This is a genomic window from Pseudomonas gingeri, from assembly GCF_013386115.1.
Classification (GTDB): Bacteria; Pseudomonadota; Gammaproteobacteria; order Pseudomonadales; family Pseudomonadaceae; genus Aquipseudomonas; species Aquipseudomonas gingeri.
Window position 1 is genome coordinate 51978 of sequence record NZ_JACAOR010000002.1, and the last position, 13654, is coordinate 65631.

10 protein-coding genes and 1 pseudogene are annotated in these 13654 nt (G+C 64.3%); 5 read left to right on the forward strand and 6 right to left on the reverse strand.

The genetic code is table 11. From position 1 onward, the window contains the following. Positions 1-18 precede the first annotated feature (18 nt). The 6 genes from HX881_RS05125 to HX881_RS05150 form a co-directional block, all read right to left on the reverse strand. On the reverse strand, positions 19-816 hold the full coding sequence (locus tag HX881_RS05125; protein ID WP_017125620.1) for a DUF4123 domain-containing protein: 798 nt from the start codon (positions 814-816) through the stop codon (positions 19-21). After that, positions 813-2147, reverse strand: coding sequence for a contractile injection system protein, VgrG/Pvc8 family (locus HX881_RS05130; RefSeq protein WP_177083268.1), 1335 nt, complete (start codon positions 2145-2147; stop codon positions 813-815). Before HX881_RS05130 ends, HX881_RS05125 begins: the two co-directional genes overlap by 4 nt. Positions 2148-2419: 272 nt before the next feature. Continuing rightward, positions 2420-4333, reverse strand: coding sequence for an arginine decarboxylase (gene speA, locus HX881_RS05135; RefSeq protein ID WP_017125622.1), 1914 nt, complete (start codon positions 4331-4333; stop codon positions 2420-2422). 227 nt (positions 4334-4560) lie between these two features. Further along, the gene (locus tag HX881_RS05140) at positions 4561-4932 is read right to left on the reverse strand and encodes a translation initiation factor Sui1 (protein WP_017125623.1); all 372 of its coding nucleotides are present in this window, start codon (positions 4930-4932) and stop codon (positions 4561-4563) included. A gap of 175 nt (positions 4933-5107) precedes the next feature. Beyond that, the gene (locus HX881_RS05145; RefSeq protein ID WP_017125624.1) at positions 5108-5665 is read right to left on the reverse strand and encodes an NUDIX hydrolase; all 558 of its coding nucleotides are present in this window, start codon (positions 5663-5665) and stop codon (positions 5108-5110) included. 3 nt (positions 5666-5668) lie between these two features. Then, the gene (locus HX881_RS05150) at positions 5669-6736 is read right to left on the reverse strand and encodes a DUF2333 family protein (RefSeq protein ID WP_017125625.1); all 1068 of its coding nucleotides are present in this window, start codon (positions 6734-6736) and stop codon (positions 5669-5671) included. A 332-nt stretch (positions 6737-7068) separates the two neighbouring features. On the opposite strand from HX881_RS05150, the gene HX881_RS05155 reads away from it, so the two are divergent. The 5 genes and pseudogenes from HX881_RS05155 (at position 7069) to accB (ending at position 13652) form a co-directional block, all read left to right on the forward strand. Then, entirely contained in the window at positions 7069-8730 is a 1662-nt protein-coding gene (locus HX881_RS05155) for a response regulator (protein ID WP_017125626.1), read from the forward strand. Positions 8731-10240: 1510 nt separating this feature from the next. After that, positions 10241-10747, forward strand: a pseudogene (locus HX881_RS33125) (methyl-accepting chemotaxis protein); the annotation flags it as partial. A gap of 61 nt (positions 10748-10808) precedes the next feature. Beyond that, entirely contained in the window at positions 10809-12575 is a 1767-nt protein-coding gene (locus HX881_RS05165; RefSeq protein ID WP_177083811.1) for a protein-disulfide reductase DsbD, read from the forward strand. 132 nt (positions 12576-12707) lie between these two features. Beyond that, positions 12708-13163: a type II 3-dehydroquinate dehydratase gene (gene aroQ, locus HX881_RS05170; RefSeq protein ID WP_017125630.1), complete on the forward strand. Its 456-nt coding sequence runs from the start codon at positions 12708-12710 to the stop codon at positions 13161-13163. Between the two features lie 24 nt (positions 13164-13187). Continuing rightward, complete coding sequence (gene accB, locus HX881_RS05175; RefSeq protein ID WP_177083270.1) at positions 13188-13652, forward strand: acetyl-CoA carboxylase biotin carboxyl carrier protein; 465 nt, start codon at positions 13188-13190, stop codon at positions 13650-13652. The last annotated feature ends 2 nt before the right edge of the window (positions 13653-13654 follow it).

The window sequence follows — 13654 nt, forward strand, 5'->3', positions numbered from 1 at the left end:
AGCGGATATCGCTCCCCCTCAGCCATGTGTCCGGCTCCAGGCCCGACGCAGGTTTTCCAGGCGCTCGCCCGGCGTGTCGCCCTCCAGGCCCGGCGGAAACGACGCCGCCGGATACTGCGCGCGCAACCCCAGCCAGTCATCGAGCGCCCCGCTGTCGCGAAACCCCTGGGCAACCCCTTCCTGCAGATGGTGCCAGGTCTTGCCGTAGTCATGGCCGCTGGCACAGCTCCACTGATAGGCATGCCGCTCCAGCAGGCAGGTCTGCAATCGCTGCTGCTGCCGGGCACCGAGAAACTCCCGCGGGCCCAGGGTGGGGCCCGGAAGGCGCGGATTGATCAGTTGCTGCCAGCCAAGACTGCCAACGGCCTTGTCGGCCCAGGTGCCGCCATGCCAGTAGAGCAGGATGATCGGTCCGAGCCAGCGGCTCAGCTCGCGGGCATCGGCGCCGTCGAAGAAGTAGCTGGCGGTCTGCGGATTGTAGTAACTGAGCACACCCTGGCGATCCGCGTCGAAACGCACCACCAGCATCTGCCGCAAATGCGCCAGCAGGATCGCCACGGGGGCCCGGCTGAGCAGGAAAAGCCCGGCCCATTGGCGGGGTCGGGTCTGGCTCAGTTTTGCCAAGGGACAGTCCGCGGTCAGCTTCACCAGACGCGGCCCCCAGTCACGTACGCCATGGAACGGCGTGCCGTCGAACAGCAAGTGGCTCTCGTAGCTGGCGTAGCGTTCCTGCAACGCCGCGACCAGCCCCGGAGCACCGGGAATGTCCAGGAGCAGCCACAGCGTGCCGGGTATTGCGCAATCGACGTCCCTCATGAGACACCGCCCTGGCCACCCGCCACGGTGCCGGGGCAATCGCAGGAAGCGGGCCCCTCACCCGCGAGCGCGGGCGGGCACAACAGCACCAGTGGATGCCCCTCCCGCAACAGCTCGAAGGCCGACCCGCCAGGGCGCCGCTGTCCGCTGCCTCGCGCCGGGGTCGCGCACCTGGCGTCACACCGACCGACGATGCGCGGTCGATCCGGATCGCCTTCGAGGAAACGCACCCAGACGTTGGTCCCCGGCTCGAGTCCCGCCGCAAAGGCCTGGGGTTCGCCTGCCGCCGGCTGGGCCAGCGGCAACCAGCACTCGCCGTGGCTGGCCCCCTCGCCCTGGTAGAACGCCAGCAACTGCACCGCCAGCCGTCCCCGGGCGTCGCATCTGGCCCCGTGTTTGTCCGCCACCACCCAGGCGCGAAACAGGCCGGACAGCTTCGGTTTCGGGTAACGGGTCGGGGTCCGCACGGCCACCTCCCAGGACGTGGCGCGAAAGATATTGCTGTAAATCATCGACCGCGGGTCCATGGGGTTGCTGTCCCCACGATGCTCAAGGGCCGTGAGCAGCCACAGGCGGTTCCACGGCGCACACGGATGGCCGGACAACGGCATGAAGCTGGCGCAGTGCAGGCCCGGCAGATCGCTTTCGCCCTGCGCCGACTCCTGGCTGCGGCCGGCACGTCGCCGCCCCTGCCCCGACAGGCTGACGCAGAAATCCCGCACGCCCGCCCCTTGGTCCGGACAGAAGCGCGCCTCACGCGCGCGACGCAAGGCCCCCAGGCTGTCGGCGAACACCAGCCGATGATTGTTCCTGGTGTGGCGGAAGTGGAAGTGGATACCCTCTTCGGCACACAGTCGCTGGATGAACTGCAGGTCGGATTCGTCGAACTGCACGCAATACGGACGCAGGGTGCTGCGCCCCTTGAGGACAAAGCGAAAGGCATCATTGCCCAGGCCATGCTCGCCGAGCACCTGGGCGATAATGCCGGGCACCGAGCGCTGCTGGAACAGTCGTCGCCGCCAGCGCTGCGCCAGGCATCCCAGGCGCGGCCCAAGATGCAGGCGGAAGTGACCCCGCGCCAGACCCGCGCACCGCAGGTTGACGCCCTGGATCTGCGCGTGGATGCCCTGGCCATCCTTCCCGAGGGCCAGGAAGCAACTGCGGTACATCAGTCCGCCCAGGTCCGGGCCGGCTTCCTCGTCCAGCACATCCAGCTCGAAAGCGAACAGTTCGCTGACCGCCTCATGACCACTGAACGAGGTGACGGTCAGCGAACGGGACAAGCCGGCAACATCCAGACGAAAGAACGACTCGGTGACTGGATCGGACATTGGCTTTCCTCTACATGGAGCTACTGGGTAGAACCCGACTGGGGATTCGACTTGGGATTCTCGCCGACAGACAAGACCGAGTAGAGAGCCGAAGAGGTGTTAGAGAAACGGCCTACGCAAAACGCGGAACCGAGGAAGCCATCACTTTGCCGTCAGCCAACAAAAAACCCACCGCTAAGGGTGGGTTTTTCGACAATCAGACGTTGCCTACACAATCAAAGGATAAAGCCCTTTACCGAAAGGGCTTCTTCCCAGGAACTTTCGGCCCTGCCTCAAGAAGACAGGTAGGAAGAACGGGTCAGGCCGAGACGCAGGGCGTCGAGGTACTGGGTCCGCTCTTTCGCGCTGATATTGGCGCTGGCGACCTTGTCGCGGTAGTGCGTCATCAGCTCTTCCGGCGACAGGTGCACATAACGCAGCATGTCCTCGATGGTGTCGTGGGTTTCGATACCCGCGTGGTACACGCTGCCATCCGCGTTCTGGTAGATGTTCACCGAGTCGGTATCGCCGAACAGGTTGTGCATGTCACCGAGGATTTCCTGGTAGGCGCCCACCAGGAAGATCCCCAGCAGGTAGTCCTCGCCTTCGTTCAGCGCGTGCACCGGCAGGCTGGTCTCGATGCTCTGCTCGTCGACGTACTGCTTGATCTTGCCGTCGGAGTCGCAGGTCAGGTCCTGCAGCACGGCGCGGCGCAGCGGTTCCTCGTTCAGGCGGTGCAACGGCAGGATCGGCAGCACCTGGCCGATGGCCCAGGTGTCGGGCAGGCTCTGGAATACCGAGAAGTTGCAGATGTACTTGTCGGCCAGCTTGTCGTTGAGTTCATCGAGTACCTGGCGATGCGAACGCTGGCGCGCCTTCAACGAGTTGTGCAGGCGCCGGCAGACGGCGAAGTAGCACTGCTCGGCCAGGGCTTTCTCGGCGAGGGTCAGCTTGCCGTCTGCGTACTGGGTGGCGACGTCGCTCATGTAGTGCGTGGCGCGCCAGTAGGTCTCGGTGACCATCTCGATATCGGTCGGGCCCAGCAGCTCCACCAGCCACTGCACGGTTTCCGGCAGGTTCTCGGGGTTCTCGATATGCGGCACGTCGTCGTTGTGTTTCTCGACGTCGGTGACCTGCACCACCAGCATGGCGTGGTGGGCGGTCAGCGAGCGGCCGCTTTCCGAGAAGATGTTCGGATGCGGCAGGTTCTGCGCGTCGCAGAACTCCTTGAGCATGCCGACCACGACACCGGCATAGTCATCCATGTCGTAGTTGATCGAGCTGGCATTGCGCGAGTGGGTACCGTCGTAGTCGACACCCAGGCCGCCGCCGACGTCGATATGGTCCACCGGCAGGCCGAGGTTGCGCAGCTCGCCGTAGTAACGGATCGCTTCCTTGAAACCGTACTGGTAGTCCGCCAGGTTGGCGATCTGCGAGCCCATGTGGAAGTGCAGCAGGCGAATGCCCTGGTCCAGGCCGGCGGCGCGGAAACGCTCGACCACCGACAGCAGTTGCGCCGCCGACAGGCCGAACTTGGATTTCTCGCCACCGGTATCGGCCCACTTGCTCGACGCCAGCGATGACAGGCGCACCCGCAGGCCGACCTGGGGCTTGACCTTGAGGGACGCCGCCTCTTCGATCACCAGTTCCACTTCGGATTCTTTCTCGATCACGATGAAGACGTTGTGACCGAGCTTCTGGCCCATCAGGGCCAGGCGGATGAACTCGCGGTCCTTGTAGCCGTTGCAGACGATGGTGCCGCCTTTCGGCGCCAGCGCCAGCACCGCCAGCAGTTCCGGCTTGGAACCGGCTTCCAGGCCGATGGAGACGTTCTGGGTGGCGATGATGTTCTCGATCACCGCTTCCTGCTGGTTGACCTTGATCGGGTACAGCGCGGTGTACTTGCTCTGGTATTCCAGACGCTCGATGTTCGCGTCGAACGCGCCGGTCAGCTGGCGCACGCGGTCCTGCAGGATATCCGGGAAACGTACCAGCAGCGGCAAGGACAGACCGCTCTTGCGCAGTTCGTCGACCTGCTCGAAGAGGTCGATGGGCGAACTGCTCGGGCCGTTCGGACGAACCTCGACGCGACCGGCGTCATTGATCGCGAAATACCCGGCCCCCCAATGGCGAATCCCATAAACACTGCGGCTGTCCGCAACTGTCCACTGGCTGCCATCGTCTTTGCGTGTGCGTCGTACGGACATCGAAGTCCCCTATAAAGAAGTCAAATAGCGCCACCTGGATCCAGGCTGCGCGCAGTCTAAAGAATGAAAATGACGATTCGCCTGCATGCAAGGGACTAAGACCTTGAATCCAGCTTCGAGTTTAGAGGCTGTTCGGGAACAGGCTCTGTGAAAACCATGGGGACGACCGCCTGGCCAGGTTCAGCCGGGCCGGCAGGTCAACTTCACGGTGGTTTTCACAGAGGCTGCTAGCCGCCGGACTTCTTCGCCTTGAAACCGTGTTTCACCAGTTCAGCCAACAGCAACTCGACGTGATCGCCCTGGATCTCGATGACACCGTCCTTCAAGGCGCCACCGGTACCACAGCGTTTCTTCAACGTGGTTGCCAGTTCCCTGAGGGCGTCTTCGGCCAGCGGCACGCCGGTGATGGTGGTCACCGTCTTGCCGCCACGGCCCTTGCTTTCGCGACGCACGCGGGCAATGCCGTCACCAGCGGGGATCTGGGTTTGTTTGCAGATACAGGCGGCCACCGGCTGGCTACAGTCCGGGCAATGTCGACCTGCGTCGGTGGAGAACACCAGGCCGCCGAGGGCGGCGAAGGATGCGGCTTTTTTGGCCACCGGCAATCCTCTTGGGAGGACAAAGACTGGTCGTGACACCTGGGCAGGCGTCTGCGACCGCGAAGCCCCACTCAGGCAGGGGCAGCGCAACTCGAGCGGCCAGGCCGCTCAAGCTTGAAAAGTCGCGCAGTGTAACGGCAAAAAGCCGATGACCCAAGAGCCAATCGGCGCCATTTCATGAAGGTTTTGCGACCTCCAGGCCCCGGCCCTGCAAATAGCGCTTCAGCGCCGCCAGGGAGTCCGGGCAATAAGGCTTTTGCGCCGTTTCGCGCAGGGCAGCCTCGACCGGGATGAAACGCGCTTCCAGCACCTCTTCCGGTTGCAACCGCAACGGCCCGTCCCAGACGGCACTGAACACCGCACACCAGAGCCGGTTGCCGGGCTGATCGAAGAAAAAATGTTCATGGGCGGTCAGCGGCACGCCACCGACGCCCAACTCTTCCTCCAGCTCGCGGGCCGCCGATTCGGCGTAGCTTTCATCGGCCTGGACCATGCCGCCCGCCGCCACATCCCAGTAGCCGGGATAGATGGCCTTGCTCAAGGTCCGGCGATGCACGCACAACTCGCCGGCCGAATTGAACAGCAGGATATAGGTCCCGCGGCCGATCAGGCCGCGCTCGCGCAACTCGGCCCGGCCGAGAGCGCCCAGCAGGCGGTCCTCGCCATCGACCCAGGCGATCTGTTCGGCATCGGAAGCGGCGCGATGCGCAGCCTCCCTCGCAGAGACATTCATCGATCAACCCTGGTTGAGCAGTTGGCGCAGGTCGATCACCGCGGCGTTGGCCCGCGAGATGTAGTTGGCCATGACCAGCGAGTGGTTGGCGAGAATGCCGAAGCCGCTGCCGTTGAGGATCATCGGGCTCCAGACCGGCTCCTGCGAAGCCTCCAGCTCACGGATGATCTGCCGCACGCTGACCGTGGCGTTCTTCTTCGCCAGCACATCGGCGAAGTCGACCTCGATGGCCCGCAGCAGGTGCGACAGCGCCCAGGCCTGGCCGCGGGCCTCGTAGAACACGTTGTCGATCTGCAACCACGGGGTCTCGACCACTTCCTCATCGACCTGCGGCGCCTGGCCGGGGATCACGCTTTCGGTTTTCAGCGCGGTGTTGAGCTTGACCCGCCCGACGCTGGCCGACAGGCGCTGGGACAACGAGCCCAGGCGCGTGGCGACATCGCCGAGCCAGTTGTTCAGGTTGTCGGCACGGGCGTAGAACAACGCGTTGTTCTGGTTCGGGTCGGACAGGCGGGCCTGGTAGCGGCTCAGGGAGTTGATCCCTTCCTGGTACTCCGACTCACTGGACGGCAGCATCCAGCTCTTGTTGTCGAAGTTGAAGCGCGGTTCGGCCTTCGCCAGGTCGGCGTCTTCGGCCGATTGCGACTGCGAACGGGCGAAGTCCTTGCGCAGGGCGCGGGTCAGGTCGCGGACCTGGACCAGCACGCCGTATTCCCAGCTGGGGATATTGTCCAGCCACAGGCCCGGCGGGAAGCGGTCGTTGGAGAGATAACCGCCCGGCTTGGTCAGCAGGGTGCCGGCCACGCTCTTGAGGGTTTCGACCGTGGTGAAGCCCACGACCATCTTGCGCCCTTCCTTCTCGGCGGCGATCTGGGCGTTCTGCTGCACGGGAAACAGCGCAGGCTCCTGGCTCCAGTACCAGCCGAGCAGGATCGTCACCACCAGGTACAACCCGATCAGGGTCGCCAGGGCACGACTGAACAGCAGGCCGCCGAAATAGCCGCGGGTCGCCGACTTGGGTTCGGCAGCACGATCCGGCGCGCTGCCTGCGCGTTTTTTCCAGTCCAGCATGGCTCTATCCTTTCAATCACTTGAGTTCATCGGTTCGACCACAACCCTACTCCATCGTGCCTTGCCTGCCCCGGCTTAAATCGACCCGGGCAAATAAAACCAGACACGGCAGCGTTGCCATCCGTCGGGCAACTATAAATCAAGCCGCCCCGGGACGCTTCACACAAGCGCCATCCAATTGGCGATGCCCGCCACACAAGGCCCGCAGGCCGACCGGCCGGTCACCAAATGAATCGGATAAATTGACACGTGGCACGTGTATTGACAGAAAGAGGTGCTAGCATAGAGCCACCAGTTATTCCTCCGTCGTTCGTCTAACCAGTAGTCAGGATATGACCGAGCCAGAAGACCCCAGTCGCGAGCGCCTCAAGCATCACTTTGCCCAGCGGGTCATTCATCAGGCACGTCAGATTCTTGAGATATGGCAACGCCTGCAGCGCAGCGAATGGTCGAGCGGCGACATGTCCGAGCTCAGCGAAGCGAACCTGCGCCTGCTGCGTTTCGCCGAACGCTTCGAGCAACCGGAACATACCCAGCTGGCCCATGGCATCAGCCGCTCGCTGGAAGCAGTGAACGCCAACCGCGGCCGCCTGAGCAGCAGCCTGATCACCGAACTCAATCGCCTGATGCAACGCCTGTCGCGCACCGGCCTGCGCCATGGCGATCAACTCGACCAGACCTTCCTGCCACCGCTGCGCAAGCCGGTCTACGTGATGCTGCAGGACCACGAGCGCGCCGAGCGACTGGCCAAGCAGCTGGAATTCTTCGGCCTCAGTGCGCAGTCGCTGGACAGTGTCGCCGCGTTCCGCTCGTCCATGGCCGAGCGCCTGCCGGCGGCAATCGTCATGGACGTCGACTTCAGCGGCAGCGGCATGGGCCTGCACCTGGCGGCCGAAGCCCAGCTCGGCCTGGAACAGAAACTGCCGCTGCTGTTTTTCAGCCTGCATGAAACCGATACGCCGACCCGCCTGGCCGCCGTGCGCGCCGGCGGCCAGGAATTCCTCACCGGCACCCTGGAGGCTTCCAGCCTGCTGGAGAAAATCGAAGTCCTGACCTGCGTTGCCCAGTACGACCCGTACAAGGTCCTGGTCATCGATGACTCGCGGGCCCAGGCGCTGCACACCGAGCGCCTGCTCAACAGCGCCGGGATCGTCACCCGGACCCTGATCGATCCGATCCAGGCCATGGCCGAACTGGCGGATTTCCAGCCCGACCTGATCATTCTCGACATGTATATGCCGGCCTGTACCGGTACCGAGCTGGCCAAGGTGATCCGCCATAACGACCGTTATGTCAGCGTGCCGATCATCTACCTGTCCGCCGAAGACGACCTGGACAAGCAACTCGACGCCATGAGCGAAGGCGGCGACGACTTCCTGACCAAGCCGATCAAGCCGCGCCACCTGATCACCACCGTGCGCAACCGCGCGGCACGGGCGCGCAACCTCAAGGCGCGGATGGTCCGCGACAGCCTGACCGGCCTGTACAACCACACCCATATCCTGCAATTGCTCGAAGACTGCAGCTTCCGCGCCCGCCGCGAATGCAAGCCGCTGAGTTTCGCCATGCTCGATATCGACCACTTCAAGCGGGTCAACGACAGCCACGGCCACCCCATGGGCGACCGGGTGATCAAGAGCCTGGCGCTGTTTCTCAAGCAGCGCCTGCGCAAGACCGACTTTATCGGTCGTTATGGCGGTGAAGAATTCGCCATCGTCATGCCCGACACCGACCTGGAGTCGGCCTACAAGGTGCTGGACGAGATCCGCCAGCGCTTCGCGGAAATCCATTACCCGGCGCAACCCCAGGACCTGTGGTGCACCTTCAGCGCCGGGGTGGTCGAACTGCATGAAGACAGCGACAGCCTGATGATGGCGACCCAGGCCGACGAAGCGCTCTACCGTGCCAAGCATGCGGGACGCAATCGCGTGCAGGTCGCACGGCAAAGTGCCAGCTTTTCATCGGATTCGACGGATACCGTCATGACACTGTAACCAAACAGCAATAACTTCAGGCACTTACCACTCTTTGTCGTGGATAGAATCCTGAATGCGCCTGAAGCTGCTGACCAATCTCAATACCCTGTTGCTCGTTGCCGTGTGCCTGGCGCTCGGGGCTACGTTGTGGTGGTCGCAACAGGCGCTGGAGCGTCCCTATCAGTTGATGGAGCGCTACCTCGGCCTGTCGCAGCAGTTCCAGAACCAGGCGGCGCGCAATATCGAGGATTACCTGGGTAGCGGCGATGCCCTGCGCCTGAGCAGCGCGAGCCAGGCCATGGAGGCGATCGAGCAGGAACTCGCCGCCCTGCCGCCCTCGATGACCGAGACCCTGCGCCCCAGCCTCGCCGCCCTGAACGACTTCAGCAAGACCGACCTGCTGGCCGCCGGCAAACTGGCCGGCGACCCGCAAGCCCTGCTGTTGCAGGCCGAACGCGAGCTGGGGGGCAATCTCGAACAACTGAGCCAATACGCGACCGGCGCGAAAAGTCCCGAGGCCGCTGCCTACCTGCCACCGTTGCTGGCGGCCTCCTCGCACCTGGCCAAGCTGTCATTGGCCCGGGACAAACTGGTCAGCAGCGGTCGCAGTGAACTGGCCGCCGATGTCGAGCGCGAGCTGGCCAGTATCAGCAGCCAGGCCGGACAGCTGGAAGCCCTGCCCCTGCTGGGCGTGACCTCGAGCAGCGAATCCAACACCGACGACTTCAGTGCCATGATGGGCCTGGAAAGCAGCGAGAAAACCGCGGCCGTGGACACCGGCGTCGACCTCAAGCGCGAACTGCACAGCCTGCTGACCCGCTACCCGGCCGAACTGACCCGCACTCGCGAACAGATCCAACGCCGGGCCGACCTGGCAACCGCGACCCACCTGAAGATCAGTGCCGTGCAACAGGCCATCGCCGCGCTGGAGCCGGTGGTGCGGGCCCAGCACGGCAAGATCCAGGGTGAAGTACGCCTGATGCAGGGCGTGATGATCGGCCTGATCCTGCTTATCGCCCTGTTGATCGACACCCTGCAGCGCAAGCTGGCGCGGGTCCTGACCAACCTCGCCCCGGCCCTGTCGACCTGGGCCGAAGGCGACTTCAGCCGGGATATCCAGCTGGGCAAGACCAATCGCGAACTGCACGATATCGAAGCCTCGCTGAACCGCCTGCGCGCCTACCTGGTGGATCTGGTGGGGACCATCCGCCAGAACGCCGAACAGGTCGCCGGCAGCAGCCGCGCCCTGGCGCAACTGAGCAGCGGCCTGCATACCGGTGCCGAGCGCCAGGCCGGTGATACGGCACAGATTCGCGACTCCCTGGGCGAGCTGGAGGCAACCATCCAGCAGGTGGCCGGCGATGCCAGTCAGGCCGCGGACGCCAGCCGCAGCGCCGGCGCGGCGGTGGAACACGGGCAGAAGGTCATCGGCCTGAGCCTGGCCGGCCTCCACGCGCTGGTCGGCGAGGTACAGGGCAACGCGCAGATGATCGAACACCTGGCCGAAGAGTCGGCGACCATCGGCGGCGTGCTGACGGTGATCCGCTCGATTGCCGACCAGACCAACCTGCTGGCGCTCAACGCCGCCATCGAGGCCGCGCGCGCCGGGGAAATGGGCCGCGGCTTCGCCGTGGTCGCCGAGGAAGTGCGCACCCTGGCCCAGCGTACCGCCGGCGCCACCGGGGAAATCCAGACCCTGATCGCCGGGTTGCAGAGCGCGGCCCGCCAATCGGTGGAAGGCATGCGTGCGCAGGTCGAGCACGCCGAGGCCACCGCCGACCAGGCCCAGGCCGCCGATGGCGCGCTGGATGAAATCGTCGGCGCGATCCAGACCATCTCCGATACCGCGGTGCGCATCGCCGACGTCACCTCCCAGCAGAGTGGCGCGGTCAGCGAAATCCGCGATCACAGCGAACGCATCCACCAGCTGGGCGGCGACAACCTGCTGCGCATCGGCGAGGGCCGCAGCCAGGGCGAACGCCTGCTGGAACTGGGCACGGAACTGCATACGGCGGTGCAAGCCTTCCGCGTTTAATCCCCTCGCGGCGGCGGCGCACTTCGTTATCATGCGCACTCTTCCGATTCGCGAGATCGCCATGCGCCGCCTGTTCTGCCTGATGCTCCTGCTATGTGCCTTCCCGGCCTTCGGCGCCAGCCTGCTCGACGGCCGCCCCAGCTCGACCCTGGGCGCCATCAACAACAGCAAGGACTTCCTGCCCGTGCATGAGGCCTTCCAGCTGAGCCTGGTCAGCAGCACGCCGCAAGCGATCACCCTGCGTTTCGTCCCCACCGAAGGGTATTACCTGTACCGCCACCGCTTCCAGTTCCGCGCCGAGCCGGCGGATATCCAGCTGGGCGCCGCACAATTGCCCGCTGGAGAGCAGAAACACGACGAGTACTTCGGCGATGTCGAGGTCTATCACGGCATTCTCGATGTCATCCTGCCCCGCTCCGCCGGCGACACTCGCGCCTTTACCCTGGCGGTGACCTACCAGGGCTGCGCCGACAAGGGCCTGTGCTACCCGCCGGAAACCGAACGCCTGCGTATCGACGGCAGCCCCGCGTCTTCCGCCGCCGCCCCCGCGGCGGCCGGAACCGCCTGGAGCTGGAGCGCACTGGCGCTGTTCTTCCTAGGCGGCCTGGCACTGACCTTCACGCCCTGCGTCCTGCCGATGCTGCCGATCATTTCCGGTTTCGTGCTGCACGGCCGCGTCAGCGGCGTGCGTGGCTTCAAGCTGTCGCTGGCCTACGTGCTGGCCATGGCCGCCTGCTTCGCCCTGCTGGGCGCGCTGATGGGCCTGTTCGGCGCCCAACTGAACCTGCAGGCACGCCTGCAATCGGCCTGGGTGCTGGTGCCCTTCGCCGGATTCTTCGTGGTGTTCGCCCTGGCGATGTTCGGCCTGTTCGAGTTGCAACTGCCCCAGGCCATCAGCGGCCGCCTGAACCGACTGGCCAGCGGTACCCAGGGCGGCTCGCTGTGGGGCGCGGCCGTGCTCGGCGTGGTGTCGAGCCTGCTGGTTTCACCCTGCGTTTCCGCGCCCCTGGCCGGCGCCCTGCTCTATATCAGCGCCAGCGGCGACGCCCTGGGCGGGGCCTTGAAACTCTTCGCCCTGGGCCTGGGCATGGGCACGCCGCTGTTGCTGGTCGCCACCGGCGGCGCGGCCTGGCTGCCGAAAAGCGGCCCGTGGCTGGTCACGGTGAAGAACGCCATTGGCGTGCTGTTGCTCGGGGTCGCGCTGTTCCTGCTCAGCCGCGTGCTGCCCGGACCGATCACCCTGCTCCTGGGCGGCTTGCTCGCCGCGGGTGTCGCGCTGTTTCTCGGCGCCCTGGAGTTCGTCGAGAAAACCGCCAGGCAACGCCTCGCGCAACTGCTCGGCCTGTTCCTGCTGGCCTACGCCCTGAGTTGCTGGTACGGCGCCTTCAGCGGCCAGAGCAACCCGTTCCAGCCCATCGGCGGGACACCGACGGCCGCCGGCAGCTCGCCCACCGCCAACGGCCAGTGGCAGACCATCAGTACCCCGGCCGAACTCGACAGCGCCCTGGCCGCGGCGAAAAGCGCCGGTCAGCCATTGCTGCTGGACTGGTACGCCGACTGGTGCATCAGTTGCAAAGTCATCGAACATGAAGTGCTGAACGAGGCGAACGTCCTCGAAAAGCTGCAGGGCTACCGGCTGGTGCGGTTCGATATCACCGCCAGCAACGCCGAACAACGCGCCCTGCTCGACCGCTACCAGTTGTTCGGACCGCCGGCGCTGATGTTCTTCGCCAAGGATGGCAGCGAAAGGACCGATGTCCGGGTCATTGGCGAGATCAGTGCGCGGGACTTCGTCGAACGCGTGACGAAAGCGAATGACCGCTTTTAACAAATGAGTCACAAATTTCGCGCAAACATCGGACATCGTGCTGGCTATTGCAGGTAACTGGACAGTCATCCGGGCTTTGCGGCATAGTCGGCGCGCATTGACAATTGCGCACAGATAACAAGGAAACAGCCGATGGCGACCCTACTGGTCCTGCATGGACCCAACCTGAACCTGCTGGGCACCCGCGAGCCGGGTGTCTACGGCGCGGTCACACTGCCCGAGATCAACCAGGATCTGGAGCGTCGGGCCCGGGAAGCCGGGCACCATCTGATGTATCTGCAGAGCAACGCCGAGTACGAATTGATCGACCGGATCCACGCCGCCCGCGGCGAAGGCGTGGATTTCATTCTGATCAATCCAGCAGCTTTTACACATACAAGTGTCGCATTACGTGACGCGCTGCTGGCGGTGAGCATCCCATTCATCGAAGTGCATTTGTCGAACGTGCATAAACGCGAACCTTTCCGCCATCACTCCTACTTTTCAGATGTTGCGGTAGGAGTGATCTGCGGCCTTGGCGCCAGCGGTTACCGACTGGCCCTGGAGGCCGCACTAGAGCAGCTTGAACTACAAGCTAAACGCCCCTGACCGACCCTTGGGAGTTGATGATTCATGGATATCCGTAAAGTTAAGAAACTGATCGAATTGCTGGAAGAGTCCGGTATCGACGAACTCGAGATCAAGGAAGGCGAAGAGTCCGTACGCATCAGCCGCCACAGCAAGACCCCGGCGCAGCAGTACTACGCTCCGATGCCTGCCCAGGCTCCGGCTCCCGTCGCCGCCCCGGCCGATCCGGTTGCCGCCGCCGCAGCTCCTGAAGCCGCTGGCGCACCGAAGCTGAACGGTTTCGTGGTCAAGTCGCCGATGGTCGGTACCTTCTACCGCACCCCGGCCCCGACTTCCCCGGCGTTCGTCGAAGTCGGCCAGACCGTCAAGAAAGGCGACACCATCTGCATCGTCGAAGCGATGAAGATGATGAACCACATCCAGGCCGAAGCCAGCGGTGTGATCGAATCCATTCTGGTAGAAAACGGTCAGCCGGTTGAGTATGACCAGCCGCTGTTCACCATCGTTTGAAC